The organism is Bacillus pumilus, assembly GCF_009937765.1.
Lineage (GTDB): Bacteria > Bacillota > Bacilli > Bacillales > Bacillaceae > Bacillus > Bacillus pumilus_O.
The window spans coordinates 2,450,160-2,474,290 of record NZ_CP047089.1 but is presented as its reverse complement, the minus strand read 5'-3'; the positions used below and the strand labels follow the sequence as shown (position 1 = coordinate 2,474,290).

Genomic DNA, 24,131 nt, shown 5'->3' with positions numbered 1-24,131 from the left:
CATGTTCGCTCTCTTATTTATTGACTAGCTTTTGACGTTTCTTTTTTGACTGGAATGGTGACCTTTATTTCTTTGTGTGGTGCCAACATATTTAGTTCTGACAAATCAAGATAAAGCCCATAATCTTTAAAAGAAAAATGGTTTAATGATAAAGTCTCTAGATTCTTATCATCAAATTCAAAGATGGATTGCATAGAAGCTGTCTTTACATTCGTCACCTTCGCATGGTTCCCCTTCAAGTAATATCCGCTTTCATAATCTGCTTGTGGATCGGGCCATGATTTCATCTTTTCAATATCGCCTAATCCAATGAATTCACCTATATTCTCCATCACATCCTGATCTAATTCTTTTTGATCTACTCCAGTAAATTGATAATCAAGAATCACAGAACGGTCTTTTTGCTCTATCTTATTGATTTTGATTCCGATGCCATGGTGTTTTGTTTTGAACTGAACAGGCAGCTTTGTCTTGAGAGGAATGATGTGGCTGTATTCTCGTTCGATATCCACAGATGTGTCAAATGTCAATTCGGTCGCCTTTGGATTGATCGGCTGATTCAAAATCGTCAAATGTTCTTTTCTATTTTTATCAGAAGTCAGTTGTTTTTTCCTTAAAACAGTTCCAATCTCAAGCTCATACTCATTTCCTAAATTATCTTTCATCCCATGTATACTAACTTTATCATCTTTGGCAAAACCATTGTAATCAATGGCATATTGAATAGCAGAGCCATTCACTCCATTTTCTACCTTTACATTTCTTATTTGATAACGTCCATTTAAAATAGACACGTCTTTTTGTCCCGCTAGTAAGGTGGTTTTTTGCTTGACCACAGGTAACTTGAAGCGCCAATTCCCTACAATATCCCCAATCTTCGAAATAACAAGCGGGACTTGTTGACCTTGTTTGATCGTTTGTCCATTTGTATAGACTTCCGTCTGCCCAACATAGCGGCCATCTTTCATTTTTTTCAATCCCTGATTGTCGTAACTCGGTTGGAAAGTTTCATTTTTATGATCGAAGTTGTTGACTATGAATGGTACAGAATCTTCCTTTGTATTCAAATTCTCCACAGTAAACGTATAAACAAGCCGCCCTGCATCATAATACACACTGTTTACTTTCACAGTAACCCCTCTTGATTCAGCCCCCTCATTGACATGCTTCACCAACTCACTCTGAAAAAGAGACATTCCTACTTTATCGTGAAACATCATATAAAACTGTCCAATAATCGGGACGCGTGCCATCGCTGTATTAAGAGAAGGAAAAAGGAAGCCTGATGAAAAATAAAGAACGATTAGTATGATGACAGAATATATTGGCGTTCTCCAATTCCATGTGAACAAAAGTCTTTTCTTTTCCGCTTTCACATCTCCTATTGCTTGGCGAACCGCAGAAGTTACTTCTACCATTGGTACTTCAATCTCATCATAAAGCTTTTTCATTTCTTTTCGTTCCATCGACACTCTCCTCCTTTTCCAATGTTTGCTTTAATAGCTTTCTTGCGCGATACAAATGAGTTTTGACCGTTCCTTCAGGCATACCCATCTGCTGAGAAATCATCGAAATCGAATAATCTTGAAAATAAAATAGCTGAATCACAACCTGATATTGCTCGTCTAACACATCAAGAGCATGTTTTAAATCTAGCTTGTCTTCCAAAAAATCATTGCACTCAACGCTTTCGTGCTGCTGTTCAAACGACACAACATCTTGCTGCTTTTTCTTCATCGCAAAAAGTGTATTGATCAAAATCCTAGTCAGCCATGTAGAAAAATAAGCCGGTTCTTTTAATCCAGATAAATGTTTAAATGCTTTAATGACCGTCTCCTGAACAGCATCTAACGAATCCTCTTTATTTCTTGTATAGAGAAAAGCCGTTTTATATAAACGCTCTTGATACATCAGCATTAATGTCTCAAATGCCGGGACATTCCCTCTTTGTGCTTTTTTAATTAGACGCACTTGCTTCATCTCACTCACACCTCCTACACCTGTTAGAGCAAGCTTTCTCTCAAACGGTTTCAACAAACGGAAATTTCTTTTACTTAGCATATGTCGGATAAAAATAGAGAAAGTGAAGAATAGAGTCGAAAGAACAAGTTGGATATTTGATATAATGGAAGAAATATCTACAAAAAGGGGTATGTCGATTGTTTCGATTCGAAGAACCCACGTGTGCTAGCTGTCAGAAAAAAATAGAAGGAAACGAAGAAGTGTACGTTAAGTTGGTCTATCCAAAGAGAAAAGGAATGACAGAGGTGAAGGCTTGGCTGAGGAATGAAGGGGTTTTTTATTGTCAGGCATGTACAGAACAAAAGACATCGCATGGAGGATAATCAAATGAAAAAAATCAACTTTCCACAAACATTTCCAACAATTCATACCGAAAGACTAATCTTAAAACAAGCAACGATCGAAGATGCTGAGGATATGCATACCTATTTATCCAATGAAGCCGTGTGCCGCTACATGGGCATTGATGCTCATGAATCCATTGAAGACACAAAAGGAGAAATCAAGTGGTATGACAATATCTTCAAAGAACAAACAGGCATCCGGTGGGGCATTTCTTTAAAAGATGATCCTGCGATCATCGGCAGCTGTGGATTTCTTAACTTGGAAAAACAGCACTGCCGCACGGAAATTGGCTATGAATTACACCACGATCATTGGAGAAAAGGCATTATGAAGGAAGCGATTACTGCGGTATTGCGATATGGATTTCAGGAAATGAACTTAAACCGGATTGAAGCCATTATTGATCCAGCAAATACGTCCTCTGTTCAATTATTGGAGAAGATAGATTTTGTACAAGAGGGTTTATTGAGAGAGTATGATCTTGGCCAACATGGGTTTGATGATGTGTTTATGTATTCTATTTTGAAGCGGGATTACAATACACAATAGGTTGGAAAACAAAAAAAGCGAGATGCTCACTCGCTTTTTTGTTTGTACTTTTATAACCAGAATAGATCAACTTTAAGTTTGTATTGATGGCAAAACAAAAAGCTGATATTTTAAACGCCTCATCATCACGTGATCAAGCTTATTCACCATGTATGTAATCCGCCTTCAACATGCTGTATATTTCTAAATCAACAACTCCTTTGCCAGACCATAAAACAGCTTGTCTGAGGAGCCCTTCTTTGATAAAACCATTTTTCAATAGGACTTTTTTCGATACTTCATTTGCTGGCATGACCTCTGCTTGAATTCTATTGATATCAATCTCTTCAAAAAGAAATGTCACAAGTGTAGAGACAGCTTCTGTTGCGATGCCCTTGCCCCAATGTTCCTCTGCCAAGAAATAGCCAATCGTCACCGCATTCACTTTTTGATTGAGGTCCATTATTTCAATGATGCCAACTAGCGTATGGGGCATGTTCTTTTGAAAGATTCCCCATTTCACTCTGCTTTTCTTCGTATAATCTCGTTCAAAATGTCCAATCATCTTTTTTACCGTTTGGAGGTTATGTTTGGGAATGATTCCACAATACTGAAAGACTGCGTCATTGTCGTAAATTGAAAATAACTCTGGCAAATGATGCTCTTCCACCTTTTTTAACAATATATTCTTTGACGCAACTACAGGAAAAGTTCCAAACAGACTTTCTATTTGCATCTCTTAATCCCCCTTATTCCTTGATAGGAATATAGATTTTCATTTTGATATCGTTCGGGCCATTCGAATGTAAGACATCTGTTATTTCAAAATCTGGTCCACTTGTTCTTTCATAATTTGAATTTGGAAGCCAGCTACCATAGATATATCTTCTAGTGTTTTGCACCATTTCATGAGATCCACTCACTTTAAATTCTGCATATTTCCCCTCAGGAATCACTATTTTTACAAACCCTTCATTTAATTATAGATCGAAATCCTCCACTTCTTCCCCTACCACAAACGAAAAATGACCATCATCTTGAAAAGAAGTAGATATACCATAAGCCATATGAGGTGCTATTTTCTTTTGAATCTGTTGATAATACTCCTTTTTTCCAAAATCCATATAAAACAAAGGAATGTCAGTGAAATATTCCTCATTTTGAAGATTAGTTTGATACTCGTAACCAATGATATAAAAATTGCCTAATTGAGTGATAACAGGTTTATTCATATTGAGTTCACTGTCTAGCTTAGATTGGTACGCTAAAAAATCCATTTTGTTTTGTTTCTTTAACATCACTCCCTCTTTTCGAAACCTGCCTGGTGTCACTCCAAAGAATTGTACAAAAGCACGAGTAAACGCTTCTTGAGATCCATACTGGAAAGCAATCGCTATGTGTAAGACATTCTGCTTTGTTTCTTTTAATAATCGAGCAGCCTCAGAGAGCCTTCTATTTCTAATATACTCTTGCACAGAAAAACCTGTAATGGCTTGAAACAATCGCTGAAAATGAAACGCTGAAAAGCAGGATTTCGAGGAAATCTCCTTTATACTTATATTGTTTTGGAGGTTCTCCTCAATAAACTCAATTGAATGCTGTATTCTCTCATAGTAATCCATTGTTTCTCCCCCCTCTACCTTTTATTTTATTACTTCCCTCCTCTTTTTTTTGATCATTTGTGCTAATTGTTGATTTTTAATAGACTTCCACTTATTTATTTTTAAAATGCTTTTCCTCTACTCTTTGATATTGCAACATAGCACAAAAAGTCAAGTTTCCTAAAGAGCATTTCCGCTATACTAAACTCACAAGGCAAGGAGGTGCTCGGTTGTCCTATCAAGAACATGAGAAAACGATTCAAGAAACATTGAAATATATTGAACAGCATCTGAAAGATGATTTACCGCTTCAAACTCTAGCGAAACACGCTGGTTATTCTAGGTTTCACTTTCACCGTATGTTCAAAAAAGTGATTAAGAAGTCAGTGGTTGATTATATACGGGAACGACGGATGACCCAAGCGGCGAAGGATTTAATTCATACAGACCAACGGGCGATTGACATCGCATTGCAGTATCGATTTAGTTCACAGGAATCCTTTACTAGAGCCTTTAAGAAGATATATGACATGTCACCCGCACGTTATCGGAAATTATTAAGGAATGTAATTAATGAGGAGGAAACAAATATGGCAGATCATCAGAACACACCTACTGGATGGATTATGACGGGGGATACCCCATCTGACTATGAAACAGGTTTGGATAACAGAATTGTACACAGTGGGACTAACTCCGCTTATTTAAAATCAAATGATAAAAAAGCTGGAGGTTTCGCAACATTGATGCAGCAAATTAAATCTGATCGTTACCGAGGAGAACGGCTTCAATTTTCTGCTTTTGTTAAAAGCGAAGATGTGCAAGGCTCAGCTGGTTTATGGATGAGAATTGACCACTCTTCAGGTGAAATTCTTGCGTTTGACAACATGATGAACCGTCCTATTACAGGAACAAATGGCTGGAATCATTTTAGTGTCGTACTAGATGTTCCAGTAAAAAGTGAAGTCATTGCGTTTGGCATATTACTACAAGGTCCAGGTCACATTTGGATGGACGAACTTAGTTTTAAAATTGTAGATGAAAGTGTGCCAGTGACAGAACAAAATACTGTGGATCATTTAGAGGATGAACCAGTGAATTTAAATTTTGAAGGCTAGCAGACTGAATTTAAGAGGAGGTTAATTGATATGAAAAAAATGGGCGCGATTTTATTGTTCGCTTTGAATTCACTCACCTTTATTTGTGGCCTTGGATTTTTATTTGGTGAGGAGGATACCACATTAAAACAGAAGTAAAATGAAGATAAGCACCCATAGGACAAAAAAAATCAATTGAAAAAGACATCCCTACCACTACCTCTTTTTTGTCATCTTGGTATAATAGAAAAAATCAGAAAAATGAGAATGCGATGATAAGGAATAGTACTTGCCTAAATGTTTTCAGAAAGTTGCTGGTTGATGAGAAGCAATAACAAAAAGGCAAGGAACTCACCTTAGAGTAGCCTTAGTGAAATGAAAAGGATTGATGTAGTTAAGGTCGGCGCCCCACCGTTATATGGGAAGGATATAAGATATAACAATCTGTATCCGAATAAGGGCATGATAATGTAAAGTTATCATGAAACAGGGGTGGTACCGCGTAAGAAGAAGTCTTTCGTCTCCAAGTTCAATCTTGGAGATGATAGGCTTTTTTTATATTCCAATTACAGGAGGAATGGATGATGTTTAACCACAAAAAATACGAAAAGAAATACTTTTTGCCACCGAACCTTACTTATGATTGGGTGAAGAACGAAACATTAGAAAGTGCTCCGATATGGTGCAGTGTGGACTTACGGGATGGAAATCAAGCATTACCTATTCCTATGAACTTAGAAGAAAAATTGGAAATGTTCCAATTACTAGTAGAGATCGGTTTTAAAGAAATTGAAATCGCATTTCCAGCTGCTTCTGATACGGAGTTTAGGCTATTACGGACACTGATTGATCATCATATGATTCCAGACGATGTCACGATTATGGTGATCACGCAAGCGAGAGAGCATATTATCCGCCGGACCTTCGAAGCCATTAAGGGGGTACCGAAAGCGATTGTTCATTTATATAATTCGACTTCAGAAGCGCAGCGCAGACAAGTATTTAAGAAAACAAAAGATGAAGTGAAACAAATGGCAATGGATGGAGCTATTTTAGTCAAGGAACTTGCCGAAAAAACAGAAAGCGATATTTATTTTCAATATAGTCCTGAAAGCTTTCCAGGAACAGAAGTTGATTATGCTTTAAATATTTGTAACAGTGTTTTAGATATTTGGAAACCGACACCAAATCATAAAGCGATCATCAATATTCCGACAACAGTTGAATATTCAATGCCTCATATCTTTGCAAGTCAGATTGAGTATATACACAAAAATCTGTCTTACCGAGACAGTGTGACATTATCTGTTCATCCTCATAATGACCGCGGTTCTGGGGTGAGTGATGCAGAATTTGGCGTGCTAGCTGGCGCAGAAAGAGTCGAAGGTACATTATTCGGTATCGGTGAACGTACAGGGAACGTAGACTTGATCACCTTGGCGATGAATATGTACTCACAAGGTTATGATCCAAAATTGAATTTCAATAACCTAGAAGCGATTCGTAAACAATATGAAAAACTAACCAACATTACTGTTCATGAGAGACAGCCATATTCTGGCGAGATGGTATTCACCGCATTCTCTGGGTCACATCAAGATGCGATATCTAAAGGTATGAAATATAGAAAGGAACATCATGTTGATAAATGGGACGTTCCGTATATCCCAGTAGATCCAGTTGACTTGGGGAGGAATTATCAAACGGATGTGATTCGAATCAATAGCCAGTCTGGAAAAGGCGGCATAGGTTATATACTAGAAACAAATTATGGCATTCAACTTCCTTATCAAATGAATGAAGCCATGGGATATGAAGCGAAGAAAGTATCTGATCAGTCAAATAGGGAATTGTCTGTCGAAGAAATATATCATGTTTTTGAAAAGCAGTATGTTGATTTTCACCCTCATTTCCAGCTGCTTGATTATCAATTTCATAAAGGAGAAAAGCAGGAAGTCACCTTAACTTTGCTGAGAGATCATCAACAAATTGACATACAAGGAACTGGCACTGGAAGTTTAGATGCGATCAGTAATGCGTTAAAAGCATATTTTCATCTCGAATATGATTTGGAAGTCTATGAACAGAATTCTTTGGGCAAGGATTCTCAAGCAAAAGCCTGTGCACAGATTGGAATTTCACATCAAGGAAAAATGCATTGGGGTGCTGGGATTGATAAAGATATTATAGAAGCAACAGTGAAAGCCCTTGTGGTTGCAGTAAATAGGCTAGAGGTTTGGATGTAGATGGAAAAAGATAAACTTGAAAAACATGAAGCGATGCAATATTTAAGAGAATACAACGAGCAAGAAATCTTTTATCAACAATACCAACAGAAAAAGCATGACAATCAATCATTGCAATTATTTTTGAAGGATTATGATCAAAACACTTTCATGCATAAGCAAATATATATAGAAGAATTTTTGCTAAAAGGGCAGAATGAATTTGAAAAAGAGGATACCATGTGGTTAGGTCAGGAGAAAGATATCGAAGTGAGAAAGTATAGCCGTTTTATGCCTCAATTGTCGGCTATCCATGATTTCTTTGAGATGATCTATGTTCTGGAAAATGAAATGTATGTAGAAGTGGAAGATAAAAAAATGGCTTTAAAATCAGGAGATATCGCCTTTATTCCACCTAACACCCTACACAAGCCAATTGTAATGGAGAATACAATCGCAATCCAAATCATGATCCGTAAAAGTACTTTTCAAAAAGTGTTTTTTAAAATGTTAAAAGGCAATCATGTCATTTCAGAATTCTTTTTGAATGCATTATATATAAAAGAAAATAAAAATATTCTTATTTTCCATAGTCACTTGGATAAAAATTTGGTAGACTGCTCTCTTCAACTGTTTACAGAAAATTATAATCGATTTCCTGGATACCAGTTGATTATGAATAATTTGTTTGAGATATTATTATGTCTCTTATTAAGATTCAAACCAAGTCATATGAACGTAAATCAGGTCAAACAATATCGTGATATACGTATGATTCAAATGCTCCAATATATTCAGCAATGTTGTGAGCATATAACAATCCAGGAGATGGCAGAGGAATTTAACCTTTCACCATCTTATCTGTCTAAATATATAGCTCGTAAGCTTGGCAAATCATTTCGTGAGATTCGACAAGAAATAAGATTGGAAAAAGCCTGCGAAATGATAACCAGCAGTAATTTACAAATAAATGATATTGCGACAGCCGTTGGTTATCAAAATGTAGAGCATTTCATTCGTTTATTTAAGAAAAAGTATCACTTAACACCACATCAATATCGTTTAAATAATAGATCATGATAATCATGACATTGGAGAGACTGTACACTAACAGTAATTTTAATCAGCTAACAAATGAAATAGGATCATCTCCATTAAGGAGACAAAGCACAACGATGATTCCCTCCCTAAAAGCAATTACTGTGGACTATTTAGGGAAGCAGAAACAAAAAGTGCAATTAAAAATAAAAAAGAGATAGAAACCCCTTATACACAAAGGTTTCTATCTCTTTTATAACTACTCCCACTCAATTGTAGCAGGCGGCTTACTCGTAATATCATACACCACGCGGTTCACATGCTTCACTTCATTCACGATACGAGTTGAGATCTTTTCAAGTACATCCCAAGGGATTCTTGCCCAGTCACTCGTCATACCATCAATAGAAGTAACAGCACGGATGCCGATTGTATAGTCGTATGTTCTTGCGTCACCCATGACACCTACGCTGCGGATGTCTGGGAGAACCGTGAAGTATTGCCAGATGTCGCGCTCAAGGCCGAAGTTGGCAATTTCTTCGCGTAGAATCGCATCCGATTCACGGACGATTTCTAGTTTTTCTTCAGAAATTTCACCTAGTACACGGATACCTAGTCCTGGACCTGGGAATGGCTGTCTCCAGACGATGTCATCAGGAATGCCAAGCTCTGAACCTAAGGCACGGACTTCATCCTTGAATAGCGTATTAAGTGGCTCAATCAATTCGAACTGCATGTCTTCTGGAAGACCGCCTACGTTGTGATGAGATTTGATTGTTTGTGCCGTTGCTGTTCCGCTCTCAATAATGTCTGTGTAAAGTGTTCCTTGTGCTAAGTAGTCGATTCCTTTTAGCTTGTCCGCTTCGTCATCGAATACATAGATGAATTCGTTACCGATGAATTTACGTTTTTGCTCAGGATCAGACACACCTTTTAGCTTGTTTAAGAAACGATCTTTTGCATCTACTTTAATCACGTTCATGTTGAAACCTTCGCTAAATGTCTTCATAACCCCTTCTGCTTCGCCTTTGCGAAGAAGACCGTGGTCAACGAAAATACATGTCAGCTGATCGCCGATGGCTTTGTGGATCAATACCGCCACAACAGATGAATCCACACCGCCACTTAGTGCGCACAGTACTTGTTTATCGCCTACTGTTTCACGGATTTTCTGCATTTCGATTTCAATGAAGTTCTCCATTGACCATTTGCCATCGCAATCACACACGCCGAAGACAAAGTTTTTCAATAGGTCATTTCCGTACTCAGAGTGACGAACCTCTGGGTGGAACTGAACGCCATAGAAATTCTTCTCAGCTAAGCTCATCGCTGAGTTTGGACAATGTGCACTTGTTGCATCAACTGTAAAGCCTTCTGGTACTTCAACAACGAGGTCACCATGGCTCATCCAAACGACTTGATCAGTCGGAAGGTCTTTAAATAAAGCAGGCGTTCCATTAATGTGGATATCTGCTTTTCCGTATTCACGCTGGCTTGCCGCTTCTACTTTCCCGCCTAAATAGTGAGTCATGAGCTGCATGCCGTAGCAAATGCCTAGAATCGGAATGTCTAGATCAAAAATCTTTTCATCACAGCGGAAAGATCCTTCATCATAAACACTGTTTGGTCCGCCAGAAAGGATGATTCCTTTAGGCGCCATTTCTTTAATTTCTTCAGCAGTTAAAGTGTGCGGATGAAGCTCACTGTACACACCAAATTCACGAATACGGCGTGTGATCAGCTGATTGTATTGACTGCCGAAATCTAGAACCAAAATCATTTCATTTACTAAATTTGTCATGGTGTCACCTCTATGTCCAATATAGTTTTTATAAACGCACAGAAAAAATGAGAGGAGAAAACCTGCTCTCAGTGTGAATCACGCTTTTGAAGCGCCCAGACTCACATCCGAACGCTTCAATTTCATGTATTTTAGAAGGTTTTAATATTCACCTATTCTAACAACAGGATGGTACGGGGTCAAGACTATCTCCTGTTTATTAAATTTTCCCATAACTTTGCCGATTGCCCCCAAAGCATCGACGCATCCTCTCGTCGATAGAGTGCCCGCTCATAGAGTCGCGTCAGCTCTGTCATCAGATGATCTCCATCTTTGTCATCGATCAAAGAAGCAAATTCTCTTAGCGTCATGCCAGGTTTTTTCTCAATTCCCCTGCGCTTCAGCTGCTTTAATAGCGCAGCATACGCATAGAAGAATACTTCCTCCTCTGGCAGACGTTTCACCTTTCTTACAATAAAGAATGGCAGCCATCTTCCTCTGAATCGATAAAGCATCCAGCTTATCAAGCCTAGAAGGATCATAGCTCCTGCCGCAAAACCCAAGATTGATCCAACATGCACCATATTAGGCTTCGCTTGCACTGTTTGTTTCTTTGGTTCAGCCGGCTGTGCTGTCTCTTGCTGCTGCGGCTGTTCTGTCGGCTGATCTTCGCTTGCATCAGAGCTAGGCTGATCTTCTTCCTTTTGATCATCATCAGTTTGATCACTTGAAGCCGATTCATTTGTAAAGGTCTCTGGGTTTGTAAAACCTTTTGTCGGTTCGAAGGTCACCCAGCCTCTGTTTGGAAAATACACTTCTACCCATGAATGCGCATTGTTATTGGTCACTTCGTACACATTGTTTCCATCCATCTGTGTTTCATATAATTGACCTGACGTGTAGCCCTTCACCCATCTCGCCGGAATCCCAATCGAACGAAGTAGCACAATCATCGAGGTTGAAAAATTATCACAGTAGCCGATCATCGTATCAAACAAAAATTGATCCACATAATCTTCTTGACTACTTGGCACAGCGACATTTTGCGTTTCATATGAAAATTTCGCAGACCCTAAGTAATCCTCAATCGCTTTAGCCTTGTCGTACATATTATCCTTCGTTTCCGTTAAGCTGTTTGCCAATGTTTTCACTCGTTCTGGCAATGAGGAAGGAAGCTGCAAATATTCACGGCCAACCTCCTGATTGACCTGCTTCTTTGTCGGTACTTTGATTTTCTGCAAATCCTCAAGGATAAATGTAGGAGATAAGAAACTGACTTGATAGTTCCCCAAATTTTTAGGTGGGTTTTGCATAGACGGGACAATTTTCTCCGTTTTGCCCATGATTTGCAGCGGAATGTTATCCATTGGCATCAGCATGATCGTCCCAATTGGATAGACGGCATGATTAAATCGATAATTCGATTCCATATCGACTCTCGTTTCGTGCTCCTCTGTTTTTACATGCTCGGTAAACCAACGATTCGGTACACTGTCCTCTTTTAGCCGAGTAGGCTTCGTATCATTTGAAGCATCCTCCCAGCCTTTTCCTGTGTAAATACTTTTTGTTTCGACACGAAAGTAGGACGGCTCCTTTCCGCTCCATTTAAAGACCGGTGTTTGGTCCTCACTAAACGGTCCACCAAGCGATGAATCATCTGTACTATATCCCACCTTATTCTGTCCCGCAGAGCCATCTTGATTCGTCACCGCCTTAAAAAACGGGACAGGATCAGGCCATTTCGGATCAGACTTTGGTAAAGAAGCACCGAGTGTTGCTGACAGAAGAACAAGCGCCAGCATGGGCAAAAACCACTTTAGACGCGCCTTCTGTGATACCCGAATGCCTTCAGCCGAACGCAGTCGATCGAAATACAGCAACCCAAGCAAACAAAAACCAAACACCATTATGCGAACGATCGCAAAGGTTGCATCATATGGCGTAAACGTATCCAGAATCGTGACATATACAATCGTCATGAGTAAAAAGAAAAAGATACGTTGCTGATAGACCACCCAATAATGAAGCAAGTAGACAAGCAGCCATAGCAAAATATAAAACAATAATGTGCGGAAGGAGGGATACATGTCACTCCACATGCCTGTGCTCATCAAGGTGATATTATCTTTAATATCATCAAATAATGCAGCCGGATAGCTTGGCTCTGCTTGATAAAAGATCAAATATAAGGCGAGCAAAATCAAGCCAGTACAAACAGGAAACGTCACATACCACTTCAAACGAAAGAATGTAAACAAACAGGTAAGCCCTATAAAAATGATGAAATAAGACGTATGACTCGTCTCTGTAAAATCTTGAAGCGGTCGAAGCCACTCCCAAAGCAGCAGAAATGCTACAGCATAATAGATGAACAACTCAAAACGGCTTTGCCGCTGATGCGTATGCAGCATAAATGTTTGTCACCTCACAGTTCTTTCGTGCAGCCGGTCTTCAAATAAAACGGTCGTGCGTATTCCCGATGACTTCAGCCGGTCTACAAGCTGTTTTTCTTTTGCCGTGTATCGATCCACGGCTCTCTTCACTAAAAGAACAGTGATGTTCTTTCTATTTCGATTTCCAAAGAGGCTCTCAGCAAGCTCTTCATGTAGATGACCCGTAACGACATATTTTCCAGCGTATTGGTACTCACTCGCTGCGAACGCTTTATATTCATGTGCGCGAGAAGGATGGTGCTGCACCATTGTTAAAAAATAAAGCAAGTCCTGCAAATGAGACTCTCCTTGATCCACTCGAAAGACATGTTGATCACCAAGTGGGACAAGGCCTGCCGGAACTCCTTTTTTCACTGCCGATTGGAGAACTGAAGCTGTAATAGAAACGACGGTCTCAAATGCCGCTTCATCTGTAAAATCAGCAAAAACGACAAGATCCTTTGTTTGATTCTGTTCAAATTCCTTCGTCATCAGCTGGCCTCTTCTAGCTGTCGTCTTCCAGTCCACCCAGGCAAAACGGTCTCCTTGCTGGTATTCCCTTACACCTGTAGTCACATGGGTCGGTTCATTTAACCAAGAGTGAACCGCTTTGCCTCCATTTTCATTCACTGACTCAGCAGACTCAACCTGAAGATCGAGCATTTTCGGATAAACAAGCAGCTTTTTTTCTAACGGGATGATGACTTCTTTCTCCACAAAACCAAACATATCCCCCGTTTTGATTCGAACCGCTGACAAATGATGTTCCCCGCGCATGACATCATTCAATTGATAGGAAAAACGCCACGTTTTCCGAAACCAAGGAAACAGCATTTGCTTCATTTCAATTTGTTCCTTTAAATGAAAGGTGTCTGGAGGATCATCCTCAATCAAGACGTAAACGTATGGAAATGGATTTGTCCGCTTGATTTCAAGGTCAACGGACAGCACGTCTCCCGCCTTCAAGCGGGTTTGTTGTAAAGTCCTTTTCGCTGTCACTCTCAGCGGCACGAGCGCAAACAGCAAAGCATACAACGCATATGGTAAAAATGCATAAAAAAGGAACCAACTCACAAACCCTCCCTGAAACATGGCATAACAAAAAACTGCCGCAGTGAGAATAATGAGCATCATCACCCGTAACCATAATGAAAAAGCGAAACGATGACCTAATTTCATTGAGTCATCGACTTTTGAACTGGCACGCCAATTTGTTCAAGCATTTGTCGCAGCAGTGTCTCCGCCTTCTTCCCTTCATACGTCGCTTCTGATGTCAAAATCATTCGATGCGGTAATGTATAAGACGCCAAATACTGTACATCATCAGGAATCACATAATCTCGCCTGTTCAACAGTGCATACGCCTGAGCCGCTTTCATAAGGGCGATCGATCCCCTTGGACTCACACCTAGATAGACAGATGGATGCTGACGCGTCGCCTGTGCAATTTCCACAATATATTCTTTAATGGATACATCCACATGAATGGTCTGAACCGCTTGCTGCAGCGCATGGATATGATCCTTTGTCATCACTGCTTGGAGCGTATCAATCGGGGACTGCTTTTCCTGCAAGTTGAGTACCTCCAGCTCCTCTAGCATGGTCGGGTACCCCATTTGGAGCTTGAATAAAAAACGGTCCATTTGCGCTTCTGGTAGCGGATAAGTCCCTTCATATTCCACTGGATTCTGCGTAGCCATGACGAAAAAAGGATCAGCAAGCAGCATTGTTTCTCCGTCCACTGTCACACTGCCTTCCTCCATCGCCTCGAGCAATGCTGACTGTGTTTTTGGAGAGGTACGGTTGATCTCATCAGCCAAAATGATCTGTCCCATAATGGGTCCTTGCCTAAATTCAAATTCATTTGTCTTTTTATTATAAATCGACACACCTGTTACATCAGATGGCAAAAGGTCAGGAGTGAATTGAATTCGCTTAAACTCACAGCCAATCGATTTTGCCAGAGCACGAACCATCATCGTCTTCCCAACACCAGGCACATCCTCTAGTAGCACATGCCCCTTCGCCAAAATCGCAACAAGGCTTAATATCGCAATGTCTTTCTTCCCAACCATGACTTTATTGATGTTATCTACGATTTTTTGTAAATCTGAATGCATTGGTTCATCAAATGCCATCCTGATCCTCCTATCACGTTTCCGTTAATTTCATATAGTCTAACTTTACCATACAACGCGCAATTGCATAAAACATCAACACATAGAAAAAAGAAGCCTTCTCACGATGGAAAAGACTTCTTCTCTTCTATTGGCTCACCTGCTGGCTCCATATGAACATGAGAATGTAAAATATCATGTTCCTTCTTCATTCTACGTTCAATCTCATCTGCAATATCATGGCTTTCTGCAATGTTCAAGTGCGGCTCGACCTCCACTACTACATCCACATGGACCGTACTTCCGAGATAGCGTGCCTTAATATCTTTCAAATCGCCCACCCCAGGTGTTGCTTCAATGGTCTCTTTATATTTGGACATATCTTTTATATGAAAACCATCCGTTAACGAATGAGAAGCATCTCTGAAAATCTCCCACGCCGTTTTACAAATAATGAGCCCAATGACAAACGCTGCAAGTGTATCAATCCATGCCAGCTGAAATTGAGAGGCGATAATCCCAACAAATGTTCCGATACTCACATACGCATCTGATTTATTATCAGCAGCTGCTGCATGAAGAGCCTGGCTATTGATCCGTTTGGACAGATTACGGTTGTAAATATACACACCATACATCAACACAGCACTTCCTGCTGCCGTCCAAGCTGCGATCATATCAGGCGTTTGATGCTCTGATGAGAAGAGCGACTGACCTGCACTCAGCAAAACCTGAAGTCCTACAAGCATCATAATAAAGGACGCCACAAGAGACGCAATGTTCTCTGCTCTAAAATGACCGTATGGATGATCTTCATCAGGCGGCTTTTGAGAAATACGAAGTCCAATCAACACTGCAAGAGATGCAATAATATCCGTCGTATTATTCAATCCATCTGCCGAAAGAGCCTCTGAATGAAACGTATACCCAATCAGAAGTTTCACTGCAGATAAGATCACATAAGCAATGATGCTGACCCAAGCACCTGTTTCACCTTGTCTTAATTCGTTATAGCGCTCCATGTCAAACCGCGCCTCCTCACACATCACTTTTCTATTATTTATCTTACAAAGCAAAGCCCGTGTGGGTCTACAGCAACATGATTCGCTTGTGTCAGCAAAATAGGATACATAGAAATGTGTTGACCTAAGTAAACTTATTTTTACAAGGTCAATTGACCTCAAGACCTACTCCCATCAACCTTTTCCTCATTCACTCTGTGAGGATCATATGGGCAAGTTCACTCTTACTAGTAAAATTTCAGAATAATTTTATTTTAAGACACAACTTCTCTTCATCCGATCTTATGCTATTTTTAAGAATGAACAGAGGAAAAAGAGGGAACATAATCTCTCAAATCCTTTATACTTTTTAACATCATGTTAAGAGGTTTGAAATGTCAGTTTGATAACCTGTCCAATGCTGAATGACAATTCAGTATGATAAAATTTAAAATATTCTAAAAACAAATTCTCTATCAAGAGAAATGTTTGGAGGTAAAGACATGTCCAACATCACAAACGGTCTTCAAAAAAATCTTAAAACAAGACATATTTCCATGATCTCCATTGCCGGAGTTATTGGCGCAGGGCTATTTGTTGGTAGCGGCGCTGTCATTCATTCTGCAGGGCCTGGATCCATTCTTTCCTATTCTTTTGCCGGACTTCTCGTAATCTTTATTATGAGAATGCTTGGAGAAATGGCATGTGCCTATCCGACAAGCGGTTCCTTCTCACAATATGCGAGCGATGCCATCGGTCCATGGGCCGGTTTTACAATTGGCTGGCTTTATTGGTTCTTCTGGGTGATTGTCATCGCCATCGAAGCCATTGCCGGTGCTGCCATTATTCAGTATTGGTATGGAGATGCACCTGTTTGGCTCACAAGTCTTATCCTCACTATCCTCTTAACATTAACAAATATCTTTTCTGTTAAATCTTTTGGCGAATTTGAATATTGGTTCTCATTAATCAAAGTCGTCAGCATCATTCTATTCCTACTCATCGGTTTTGCATTTATCTTTGGTTTTGGTGGTCATCATACTGTAGGTCTTGCCAATTTAACAGGGAACGGTGGTTTCCTTCCAAATGGATTCAGCTCTGTTTTACTCGGGATTGTCGTCGTCATCTTTTCCTTCATGGGAACCGAGATTGTGGCAATAGCGGCCGGAGAATCAGCAGACCCGGTCAAGTCTGTGACAACAGCTACCCGCTCTGTTGTATGGCGTATCATCGTGTTTTATGTCGGTTCCATCGCTGTCGTTGTGACCTTGCTTCCGTGGAATTCAGCGAGTATTTTAACAAGTCCGTTCGTTGCGGTATTAGAATACATCGGCGTCCCATCAGCAGCTCAAGTCATGAACGTCATTGTTTTAACAGCCGTTCTATCTTGCTTAAACTCCGGATTGTACACAACGTCCAGAATGCTTTATTCACTGGCAGAAAGAGGCGAAGCACCGAAACGCTTTATGAAAATCAGCAAACGTGGCGTTCCTGTAGCCGCTACAGTCGCTGGCACCTTCTTTTCTTACATTGCCGTCATGATGAACTACTTTTATCCTGAAACCATCTTTTTGTTCTTAGTCAATGCATCCGGTGCAATTGCCCTTCTTGTCTACTTGGTCATTGCTGTGTCACAATTAAGAATGCGTCGTAAAATCGAAAAAGAAAATCCAGAACAGCTCAAAATCAAAATGTGGCTGTTCCCATATCTCACGTACTTTACCATTTTGGTTATTTGCGCCATCTTGATATCGATGCTGTTTATCGAATCAATGAGACCTCAGCTCATTTTGACGAGTATCATTACCTTCAGTGTGCTTGCCGCTTATTTCATCTTTAAACCAAATAAAAAAACACCTGCAAATGCAACGCTTGAAAATAAGCATCCATAATGCTCCCGCTGAAAAGCGGGTTTTTTATTTTATTCACCTATTTTCATGTCCGCACTTATACTGTATCAAATTGAATTTTTAAGTGAGGATTAGACAACATGAACCTAGAAAAATTTGTTGACGAGCTGCCAATTCCAGAAGTTGCGGAGCCCGTCAAAAAGAACCCACGACAAACGTATTATGAAATCGCTATGGAGGAAGTATTTCTAAAAGTTCATAGAGACCTGCCCCCAACCAAGCTATGGACCTATAATGGCAGTTTGCCTGGTCCAACCATTCATGCGAATCGAAATGAAAAAGTCAAAGTAAAATGGATGAACAAATTGCCACTTAAACATTTTCTACCGGTCGATCACACGATTCACGAAGGCCATCATGATGAACCAGAAGTCAAGACCGTCGTTCATTTACATGGCGGCGTCACACCAGCAAGCAGTGACGGCTATCCAGAGGCTTGGTTTTCACGAGACTTTGAAGCAACCGGCCCCTTCTTTGAACGGGAAGTGTACGAATACCCAAATCATCAGCAAGCCTGCACATTGTGGTATCACGATCATGCGATGGCATTGACACGATTAAATGTGTACGCCGGATTAGCTGGATTTTATTTGATCTCAGATGCGTTTGAAAAATCGCTAGAATTACCGAAGGATGAGTATGATATTCCGCTAATGATCATGGACCGTACGTTTCAAGAGGATGGCGCGCTGTTTTATCCAAGCAGACCAAACAACACGCCAGAAGACAGTGATCTACCAGATCCGTCTATCGTGCCTTTCTTTTGCGGAGAAACCATTTTGGTCAATGGAAAAGTATGGCCATATTTAGAAGTGGAGCCACGAAAATACCGTTTTCGTATTTTAAATGCGTCTAATACAAGAACTTACGAGCTGCATCTAGACAATGATGCGACGATTTTGCAAATTGGATCTGATGGCGGCTTTTTACCAAGACCTGTTCACCATCAATCCTTTACCATTGCTCCTGCTGAACGATTTGATGTCATCATTGATTTTTCAGCTTACGAAAACAAAACGATCACCCTTAAAAATAAAGCCGGCTGCGGACAGGAAGTAAATCCCGAAACAGATGCCAACATCATGCAATTTAAAGTCACTCGACCGCTAAAAGGGAGAGCACCTAAAACATTACGGCCTATTTTCAAACCGCTTCCACCACTTCGGCCTAGTCGCGCTGATAAAGAGCGTACGCTCACTCTTACCGGTACACAAGATAAATATGGCCGCCCTATTTTATTGCTTGATAACCATTTTTGGAATGACCCTGTCACGGAAAATCCTCGGCTTGGCAGTGTAGAGGTTTGGTCCATCGTCAATCCAACAAGGGGCACACATCCCATTCATTTACATCTTGTTCAATTTAGGGTGATAGACAGAAGACCATTTGATACAGAGGTCTATCAATCGACAGGGGACATTGTGTATACAGGACCGAACGAAGCCCCTCCTTTACATGAACAAGGCTACAAGGACACCATTCAAGCGCATGCCGGTGAAGTCATTCGAATCATTGCTCGCTTTGTTCCATACAGCGGCAGGTACGTGTGGCATTGTCATATATTAGAGCACGAGGATTATGACATGATGAGGCCGATGGATATTATTTAGTCACATGAAACCGATCCCCAGTGACATACGTAAAAATATGTATTGAGTAAATCATGTCAAAGGGCTAACAGACAGCGATATATTAGCCCTTTCCTTCCTTTTCATTGAATCATTCTAAAATATAACAATGCATGACTTAAAATGACATTTATTTGTACATTCAACACTTAAAAAATTGACGCAGCAAACCGATAATACTACTATATACCTATTGCATCTAACATAAGGCACATTTGCCACAATGAACGAACAAATGGAAAATTGCGATAAAAAACGGAGGAGTTCAATTTGAATGAAGAAAAAGAGACTTGCCAGATCACACAAGAAACAACGGCAGGTAACATAGAGGAGCTTTCAATTCAGAAAAACGAGAGCATTCGGTCAAATATTGAACAGCTAACAATTGAACTCGGTGAACAAAAAGAATTCAACCACTTCATTTTAGATGAAAAACAAAAGGCCATCATCACATTATCTGCCCTCATTACAAAAGGCGATAGTGATGAAGAATTAAAGACTCATTTTGAACAAGCATTACATATCGGACTTTCTGTCATAGAGATCATGGAGATTATCAAGCACTGTACAAAAGTTGCTGGATTCCCGCACTCCATTAATGCCCTGTTTATTTTTCAAAACTTATTAGACCATAACACCAAATAAATCAGTGAAAACGAGAAGCTTTCTGTCCTCTCGTTTTTTTATGTCCACTCATATTACTCTCTTTCTTTTCCTCTGTCACATAAGCAAAATATGAAAATACCACACATTTTCCACCTTAAAAACTGATTTTCCTTACATAAATTCCTCAATTTATGCACCATGTCAAACGGTAAAATAAAAAAACGTCCAGTTATATCAATAACTGAACGTACCTTTTACCGATTGACAGTGAAATTATTAACAATCCCGCCATCTTTCTCCCAAGCGGCATCCACTGTTTTCTTCTTAATATTGTATTCAAATATTGTTCTTACCTTTGCTTTTCGACCGGTGTCATCCTTTAATTCTTTTGCGTTTTTAGCAACACCTAAGAAATAAACAGAAGATCCATCCGTAGAAAATTGCGGCTGTGCGGCACTTAAAATATGCACATCCTTACTATTCTTAACGAGTGTCGTCGTTTTTCCCGTTTCTACATCAAGCATTTTTATAGTGGATACTTCTTTTTCTTTTCGCACCTTCACTTCTGTATAAATCAATGTCTTATGATCTGGTGAAAATGAAATATCATTGATCGTTTGTGAGATGCGTGCAATTTGCTTTCCCTTCGCGCCTGTCTGAAGGGTGATCTTCATGGTCGTTGGTTCAGGGTCTCTTCCCTTTTCATTCGCTTCATCGGTTTTCTTGTAATCTTCTTTTAAGGAATAATGCTGGATTGCCAAATGATTTGACGCCGGATCATAAGCAAAAGAACTTACCGTGTCATCCTTACTTTTCTCTGGATACAATACCTTCACTTTGCGTGTGTTCACATCAAACATAGCGACATAAAATTGTTCCCCGGAATCCTTATTATATCTAAGATATAACTGTTTCCCGTCTCCAGACAGCCTCATACTGTCGATGGAATCATGACTCGTAAAAAGCGTTTTTTCTTCATCTTTTTTTACATTCAGTTCTCGAATACTCACTTTTTGCGTGTCTTCATCCGTGTACGTGTAATATAAAAGCTGTTTCGTAGAATCATAAGCAATCGAAGGATAGGCGGTCAGTTTCTCTGTATGAAGCGCCCGATCATGCAGATAATACGTATTGTTTAACTGTTGATCTGTAAATGAAACGAGTAATTCGTCTTTTGCATCCTGATTTGTTTTCACTTTTCCCGCATGCTTCGCCTCTTGCCCCGGCTTCATTAAAAAGAAGATGACGGCCGCAATCACTGCGACTCCGATGACTGTGATGATCCACCATGTTGATTTTTTCATTGCCTTTCAGACCCTCTCTACAAGAAAAGAAGCCAGAAAATGAACTTTTCCCGCTTCTTTGCATGCCTATGTATTAATAAGTGTAATGCCCTTTTACGACACCTTTACTTGTTTTATACCCTAGTGCTTTGAATGCTTTTGGGCTGACATCTAATACAGCGTTTGGCATTCTACCTACATCATATTTATATACTGTAATCACTTTATGTGGTTTCGCTTTTGTTGTCACTCTTAGTTTTGTACCTTTTTTCGGTACGTCAAATCCCATTTTAGTTGCTGCATCCCAATGACCGAGTTTTTTTCCATCTGCGCCTTTTTTACCGACACCATTATACCAAGTAATATTGCCGCTTACTTTTTTTGCACTTGCTCCATGTGAGAAACTAAACGCCAAAAATAAACTAGCTACTGTTACGATTGTCGCGATAAGCTTTTTATTCATTAAAAAATCCTCCGTATTTGGTTTCTGCATTCATTATACATGAAGATGCACCCAGTTATTTTACAGACACATTACAATTCGAATACAAGTTGACCACTTTTTGACCGATTTTTTTTATAAATACTTCCAAAAGAAGCCAGAACATTGTAAGTAGACCACCATCTTTCATTTTATATAATGAAAGTGAATCAACTTTAAGGAGGAATTTTCATGAAAAAATGGTTTATTGTTTTGAGTGTAAGTTTGACCTTCGTTTTGATGCTATCAAGTATCCCCGCATCTGCAGCTAGCCCTCGTCACGGCGCGATTGTGACACAAACGGATGAGGCCAAATGGTCGGGTATCTCGACTGATATTGTCTTGCCGAAAACAGCTACCATTAAAAATGGCTATGCGGACTGGTATCTCGGTCTCGGCTCTGCCGTTATAGAAAGTGGTATTTCAAAAACGCCTTCTGGCTATAAGGTCTTTCTAGGTAGCGGCTCACAAGGCGGCAGTCAATACTGGAACAGTAAATACGATAAGAGCATTAAAGATGGCGCACGTGTCAATTTAAAGCTCATCAATAATGGTGATGGCACAGTGTCACTATACGTCAATGGGACATTGCGCTATAAACAGCCTATTTACAAGCCTAGCCGTTTGAAAAACCTCGATGTCGTCAAAATGGTACATGGCGTACAAGATAATGGAACAAACAGCTACTCACAAGCAAGCTTCTCAAATGTACAGCTTCGTGCGAATACTTCAGGTAGTGTCTATAAAAATTGGGATGGATCCATCAAATCATCGCTTTTACGTAAGAATTTAGAGTCTGGTGCTGCGGCTCCAAAATTCACTGTCATTTCTTCTGTTCCATTAAGTACAAGCCTTTCAGCACAATAAGAAAAAAGCGCCCGATAGAGGGTGCTTTTTATTGTTCACAGCTTATCAACACTTCTCTTTTAATCAAATCAAGGATTCGTGGTAACATAAACATACATACTGCGAGAAAAAAGGAGAACGAACGTGAAAAAAAGTCTACTTGTTTTCATGAGCCTAGTTGCAAGCCTCTTCATACTAGCAGCTTGCTCAAATACAACAAACGAACAAAAAACAGAAACGAAGGCACTTCCAACGATCAATGAACGCATTCAAAAAGAAACGAAAGAAGTCATGGAGCAGTCTAAACTTATAAAAGACACGGACATCACCGTTGATCAAAAGAAAAAAATTATTTCTTTAAACGTAACAGTTTCTTCTGATACCAATAGTGATTACGCTGAAGTCATCGGTTTAAACTTTGCCAAAACGCTTGCCATTGGAGCTTCAACTGAAAAAGAAAACAATCTTCATAAACCCGAAAATGACAGTCTTGGCGCCCTGTATTCTTTTTACGGCCTAAACATCACCGTGAAACAAGAAAACGGCAAAGTGCTGGCAAAGGGAACGAAAAAAACAAATGAAACAAAGATCACTTGGGAAAGAGCCCAATAATTTAGAAAAGCTTGTAGAGGATCACTCTACAAGCTTTTTTCAAGTTTATACAAACAAATCGTCTCTCATCGCATCGACCAGTGTGTGAATATCTGAGTGAGCCCATGATGCTAATCGTGCCAACAAATCATCTATACACTCATACAAATGACGTTCCCTCAAAATATACTCCTTATAAAATGGAATGACAAAGAAATAGAGCAAATCAGCCAATTCAAGCGCAACGATATCGTTATCCTCAACTTCTAACGCCTGTCCAATACGTTGAATCAGCCAATGCAAATCTGCTTTCTTTTCAATCGGAACATACATGATTTGATGAATATAATCCGTATCCTTCGCTTGTAAAATCCGCTCAGCCGCTTCCTTTGACAGCGCCCCAATTTCTGTAGAAGATATATTCACAACCGCTAATTCATCCTCTGATCTCACTTGATTCATTTGCAGCAAGTTTTGGTCCATCTCGACTCACTCCCCATTTCTCAGATACTTTTATTATAAGGAATTGATCTGATTTTTTATGGAAATAGTGGATTTTTTTATGTAATTTTAAAGAAAATGTGACATTATAAGCCAAGG

At 39.7% G+C, this 24,131-nt stretch carries 21 protein-coding genes, 1 pseudogene and 1 other annotated feature; of the genes and pseudogenes, 10 read left to right on the top strand and 12 right to left on the bottom strand.

Annotation, left to right across the window (positions count from 1 at the left end; all coding sequences use genetic code 11):
- Window positions 1-17: 17 nt before the first annotated feature.
- Together GPS65_RS12270 and GPS65_RS12265 are read right to left on the bottom strand one after the other, a co-directional pair.
- Complete coding sequence (locus GPS65_RS12270) at window positions 18-1,466, bottom strand: DUF4179 domain-containing protein (protein WP_119124501.1); 1,449 nt, start codon at window positions 1,464-1,466, stop codon at window positions 18-20.
- Window positions 1,435-1,980 carry a sigma-70 family RNA polymerase sigma factor gene (locus tag GPS65_RS12265; RefSeq protein ID WP_119124500.1) on the bottom strand — a complete coding sequence of 182 codons (546 nt, stop codon included), beginning with the start codon at window positions 1,978-1,980 and terminating at the stop codon, window positions 1,435-1,437. Before GPS65_RS12265 ends, GPS65_RS12270 begins: the two co-directional genes overlap by 32 nt.
- Before the next feature lie 179 nt (window positions 1,981-2,159).
- Here GPS65_RS12265 and GPS65_RS19465 point away from each other — a divergent pair, with 179 nt between their 5' ends.
- Complete coding sequence (locus tag GPS65_RS19465; RefSeq protein WP_119124499.1) at window positions 2,160-2,345, top strand: Fe3+ hydroxamate ABC transporter substrate-binding protein; 186 nt, start codon at window positions 2,160-2,162, stop codon at window positions 2,343-2,345.
- Window positions 2,346-2,349: 4 nt separating this feature from the next.
- Complete coding sequence (locus GPS65_RS12255; RefSeq protein WP_119124498.1) at window positions 2,350-2,916, top strand: GNAT family N-acetyltransferase; 567 nt, start codon at window positions 2,350-2,352, stop codon at window positions 2,914-2,916.
- 139 nt (window positions 2,917-3,055) lie between these two features.
- Here GPS65_RS12255 and GPS65_RS12250 read toward each other — a convergent pair whose 3' ends face one another.
- Window positions 3,056-3,631 carry a GNAT family N-acetyltransferase gene (locus GPS65_RS12250; RefSeq protein ID WP_119124497.1) on the bottom strand — a complete coding sequence of 192 codons (576 nt, stop codon included), beginning with the start codon at window positions 3,629-3,631 and terminating at the stop codon, window positions 3,056-3,058.
- A gap of 13 nt (window positions 3,632-3,644) precedes the next feature.
- Window positions 3,645-4,517, bottom strand: a pseudogene (locus tag GPS65_RS12245) (AraC family transcriptional regulator).
- 209 nt (window positions 4,518-4,726) lie between these two features.
- Here GPS65_RS12245 and GPS65_RS12240 point away from each other — a divergent pair.
- The 3 genes from GPS65_RS12240 to GPS65_RS12230 all read left to right on the top strand — a co-directional run bounded on the left by GPS65_RS12240 (window position 4,727) and on the right by GPS65_RS12230 (window position 8,898).
- The gene (locus GPS65_RS12240) at window positions 4,727-5,614 is read left to right on the top strand and encodes a helix-turn-helix domain-containing protein (RefSeq protein ID WP_119124496.1); all 888 of its coding nucleotides are present in this window, start codon (window positions 4,727-4,729) and stop codon (window positions 5,612-5,614) included.
- Window positions 5,615-5,856: 242 nt separating this feature from the next.
- Window positions 5,857-6,121 (top strand) — a binding site (T-box leader).
- A gap of 56 nt (window positions 6,122-6,177) precedes the next feature.
- Window positions 6,178-7,839, top strand: a complete 1,662-nt coding sequence (locus GPS65_RS12235; protein ID WP_119124495.1) for a 2-isopropylmalate synthase — start codon at window positions 6,178-6,180, stop codon at window positions 7,837-7,839.
- Window positions 7,840-8,898: a helix-turn-helix domain-containing protein gene (locus GPS65_RS12230; protein WP_012009124.1), complete on the top strand. Its 1,059-nt coding sequence runs from the start codon at window positions 7,840-7,842 to the stop codon at window positions 8,896-8,898.
- A 217-nt stretch (window positions 8,899-9,115) separates the two neighbouring features.
- On the opposite strand, the gene guaA is transcribed toward GPS65_RS12230, so the two are convergent.
- The 5 genes from guaA to GPS65_RS12205 form a co-directional block, all read right to left on the bottom strand.
- A complete protein-coding gene (guaA, locus tag GPS65_RS12225) occupies window positions 9,116-10,657 on the bottom strand; it encodes a glutamine-hydrolyzing GMP synthase (RefSeq protein WP_161985428.1) in 1,542 nt (513 codons plus the stop codon).
- A 185-nt stretch (window positions 10,658-10,842) separates the two neighbouring features.
- Window positions 10,843-13,047 (bottom strand): transglutaminase TgpA family protein, encoded by a 2,205-nt coding sequence (locus GPS65_RS12220; protein ID WP_119124493.1) that lies wholly within the window; start codon window positions 13,045-13,047, stop codon window positions 10,843-10,845.
- A gap of 9 nt (window positions 13,048-13,056) precedes the next feature.
- Window positions 13,057-14,142, bottom strand: a complete 1,086-nt coding sequence (locus GPS65_RS12215; RefSeq protein WP_238389096.1) for a DUF58 domain-containing protein — start codon at window positions 14,140-14,142, stop codon at window positions 13,057-13,059.
- 101 nt (window positions 14,143-14,243) lie between these two features.
- Window positions 14,244-15,206, bottom strand: coding sequence for an AAA family ATPase (locus GPS65_RS12210; RefSeq protein ID WP_119124491.1), 963 nt, complete (start codon window positions 15,204-15,206; stop codon window positions 14,244-14,246).
- A gap of 101 nt (window positions 15,207-15,307) precedes the next feature.
- A complete protein-coding gene (locus GPS65_RS12205) occupies window positions 15,308-16,207 on the bottom strand; it encodes a cation diffusion facilitator family transporter (protein WP_119124490.1) in 900 nt (299 codons plus the stop codon).
- Between the two features lie 482 nt (window positions 16,208-16,689).
- Between GPS65_RS12205 and gabP the strand changes: the two genes are divergently transcribed.
- The 3 genes from gabP (at window position 16,690) to GPS65_RS12190 (ending at window position 20,369) form a co-directional block, all read left to right on the top strand.
- Window positions 16,690-18,078, top strand: a complete 1,389-nt coding sequence (gene gabP / locus GPS65_RS12200) for a GABA permease (protein ID WP_119124489.1) — start codon at window positions 16,690-16,692, stop codon at window positions 18,076-18,078.
- 98 nt (window positions 18,079-18,176) lie between these two features.
- Window positions 18,177-19,706 carry a multicopper oxidase family protein gene (locus GPS65_RS12195; RefSeq protein WP_119124488.1) on the top strand — a complete coding sequence of 510 codons (1,530 nt, stop codon included), beginning with the start codon at window positions 18,177-18,179 and terminating at the stop codon, window positions 19,704-19,706.
- A gap of 288 nt (window positions 19,707-19,994) precedes the next feature.
- The gene (locus GPS65_RS12190) at window positions 19,995-20,369 is read left to right on the top strand and encodes a carboxymuconolactone decarboxylase family protein (protein ID WP_012009086.1); all 375 of its coding nucleotides are present in this window, start codon (window positions 19,995-19,997) and stop codon (window positions 20,367-20,369) included.
- A 215-nt stretch (window positions 20,370-20,584) separates the two neighbouring features.
- Here GPS65_RS12190 and GPS65_RS12185 read toward each other — a convergent pair whose 3' ends face one another.
- On the bottom strand, window positions 20,585-21,634 hold the full coding sequence (locus tag GPS65_RS12185; RefSeq protein ID WP_119124487.1) for a hypothetical protein: 1,050 nt from the start codon (window positions 21,632-21,634) through the stop codon (window positions 20,585-20,587).
- Between the two features lie 73 nt (window positions 21,635-21,707).
- Window positions 21,708-22,076 carry a cell wall metabolism protein WalM gene (locus GPS65_RS12180; RefSeq protein WP_003213878.1) on the bottom strand — a complete coding sequence of 123 codons (369 nt, stop codon included), beginning with the start codon at window positions 22,074-22,076 and terminating at the stop codon, window positions 21,708-21,710.
- A gap of 210 nt (window positions 22,077-22,286) precedes the next feature.
- Between GPS65_RS12180 and GPS65_RS12175 the strand changes: the two genes are divergently transcribed.
- Window positions 22,287-22,961, top strand: coding sequence for a hypothetical protein (locus tag GPS65_RS12175; RefSeq protein ID WP_119124486.1), 675 nt, complete (start codon window positions 22,287-22,289; stop codon window positions 22,959-22,961).
- 123 nt (window positions 22,962-23,084) lie between these two features.
- Window positions 23,085-23,552 (top strand): hypothetical protein, encoded by a 468-nt coding sequence (locus GPS65_RS12170; protein WP_119124485.1) that lies wholly within the window; start codon window positions 23,085-23,087, stop codon window positions 23,550-23,552.
- 45 nt (window positions 23,553-23,597) lie between these two features.
- Here the strand turns inward: GPS65_RS12170 and GPS65_RS12165 are convergent, their stop codons facing one another.
- Complete coding sequence (locus tag GPS65_RS12165; protein WP_119124484.1) at window positions 23,598-24,014, bottom strand: hypothetical protein; 417 nt, start codon at window positions 24,012-24,014, stop codon at window positions 23,598-23,600.
- Window positions 24,015-24,131: the final 117 nt, after the last annotated feature.